The sequence below is a fragment of the Pseudomonas sp. ICMP 10191 genome (genome assembly GCF_001467335.1).
Lineage (GTDB): Bacteria > Pseudomonadota > Gammaproteobacteria > Pseudomonadales > Pseudomonadaceae > Aquipseudomonas > Aquipseudomonas cerasi.
On the sequence record NZ_LKGW01000175.1, the window covers coordinates 1 to 2566 of the forward strand.

Sequence of the window (2566 nt, forward strand, 5' to 3'; positions counted from 1 at the left end):
GAAGGCAGCGGCAACGCGACCATCGGCAAGCCGATGGCCAACACCCGCATCTACCTGCTCGATGCCCATCAGCAGCCGGTGCCATACGGCGTGGCCGGTGAGATTTTCATCGGTGGCGACGGCGTGGCACGCGGTTACCTGAACCTTGAGTCAACGCCGAGCGCTTCCTCGCTGATCCGTTCAGCAACAGCCCTGATGCCCGGATGTACAAGACCGGTGACCTGGCACGCTACATGGCCGACGGCCGTATCGAATACCTGGGCCGTAATGACTTCCAGGTCAAAGTGCGCGGTTTCCGTATCGAGCTGGGCGAAATCGAAGCGCGTCTCGGTAGACTTCCAGGTCAAAGTGCGCGGTTTCCGTATCGAGCTGGGCGAAATCGAAGCGCGTCTCGGTAGCTGCAAAGGGGTCAAGGAAGCGGTGGTGATCGCTCGGGAAGACAATCCCGGCGAAAAACGCCTCGTGGCCTACGTGATCGCCCAGCCACAAACAAACCTGGATGCCGCCAGACTGCGCGCCGAACTGGCGCCGCAACTGGCCGAGTACATGCTGCCAAGNAAGTGCGTTCGTGCTGCTTGATGCACTGCCGCTGACACCGAATCGCAAACTCGATCGCAAGGCCTTGCCAGCTCCAGCGGACAACGCCTTTGCCAGTCGCGAACATGTCGCCCCGCAAGGCACCAGCGAAAAAGCCCTGGCGCAGATCTGGCAGAACCTGCTCAACCTGGAAGCAGTAGGGCGTCATGACCACTTCTTCGAACTGGGCGGGCACTCGCTGCTGGCAATGCGCCTGATTTCCCAGGTGCGTCAGCGCATGGGCGTCGAGCTGAGCCTGGCGGACATCTTCGCCCAGCCGGAACTTGCGGCGCTGGCTCAGGTAGTGGCACACGCTGCCGGCAGCAGCCAGCAGCCCATCGTGCCGGTGTCCCGCGATCAGTCCTTGCCGCTGTCGTTTGCCCAGCAACGCCTGTGGTTCCTCGCGCAGCTGGACGGCGGCAGTGCGGCTTATCACATTCCAGCCGGTCTGCGTCTGCGCGGCAGGCTCGATCAGGACGCACTGAAGCGCGCGCTGGACCGTATCGTTGCGCGCCATGAGGCATTGCGCACAACCTTTGTCCAGGAACAGGACCAGGATCCGCTGCAGCGCATCGCTCCAGCCGATATCGGCTTCAACTTGCAACTGCAGGTGCTGACCGGGCAGGGCGACGCGGAACAACAACTGCTCGCCATCGCCGCAGAAGAGGCCGAAGAGGGCTTTGATCTGCTCAACGGCCCACTGGTGCGTGGACGTCTGGTATGCCTGGCCGATGATGACCATGTCTTGCTGGTGACCATGCACCACATCGTCTCTGACGGCTGGTCCGCTGGCGTGTTGACCCGTGAACTGGGCGTGCTCTATGCAGCGTTCAGCCAAGGCGCCGAGGATCCGTTGCCAGCATTGCCCGTGCAATACGCCGATTACGCGCTGTGGCAGCGCAACTGGCTGAGCGGCGACGTGCTGCAGCAACAGCGCCAGTACTGGCAGCAGACTCTGGCCGGCGCGCCGGCCTTGCTGACCTTGCCGAGCGACCGGCCACGCCCGGCGCAACAGGACTACAGCGGCCAGTTGCTCGGCCTGGTCCTCGACGCCGACCTGACGCGTGGCCTCAAGGCGCTGAGCCAGCGGCATGGCAGCAGCCTGTTCATGACGGTCATGGCCGCATGGGCTGCGTTGCTGGGACGTCTGGCCGGTCAGGACGACGTGGTCATCGGTACGCCGGTGGCCAACCGCCTGCGTACCGAGGTGGAGGACCTGATCGGGTTCTTCGTCAACACCCTGGCCGTGCGCGTCGACCTCTCGGGGACACCGAGCGTCCAAAGCCTGTTGCAGCAGGTCAAACAGCAGACCCTGGCCGCCCAGGCGAATCAGGACCTGCCGTTCGAACAGGTGGTTGAGGTGGTTCGCCCACAACGCAGCCTGTCCCACAGCCCGATTTTCCAGGCCATGTTGTCGTGGCAGAACAACGAAGCATCCGATCTGGCGCTTGGCGACATGAGCCTGCAGGGCGTCGCAGTGGCTGGCCATACGGCCAAGTTCGACCTGACGCTGGACATGACCGAGGTCGGCGATCAACTGATCGGCACGCTGGAATATGCCACGGCACTGTTCGACGAAAGCACCCTGCAGCGTTACATGGGCTACTTCCAGCGCTTGCTGGAAGCCATGGTCGCCGACGACCGCCAGTTGCTGGAGCAGGTGCCGTTGCTCGATAAGGCGGAGCGCCAGCATCTGCTGGTCGACCTTAATGCTACCGATGTGCCTTACCCGCAAGACTGCACGATTCACCAGCTGTTCGAAGAAAAGGTCCAGGTACAGCCCGACGCTATCGCCGTGGTCCACGAGGCGCAGCGCCTGAGCTATGCCGAATTGAACCGTCAGGCCAACCGTCTGGCTCATCACCTGATCGGCCTGGGCATCGGCCCGGACGACCGGGTGGCGATCTGCGTCGAGCGCGGTGTGGAAATGATGGTCGGCCTGCTCGGTGTGCTCAAGGCAGGGGCGGCTTATGTACCGCTGGACCCTGCC

General features: G+C 63.3%; 1 pseudogene. It reads left to right on the top strand.

Features of this window, described 5'->3' with window-relative positions:
* A pseudogene (locus tag AO388_RS25455) lies at positions 1–2566 on the top strand (condensation domain-containing protein); the annotation flags it as partial.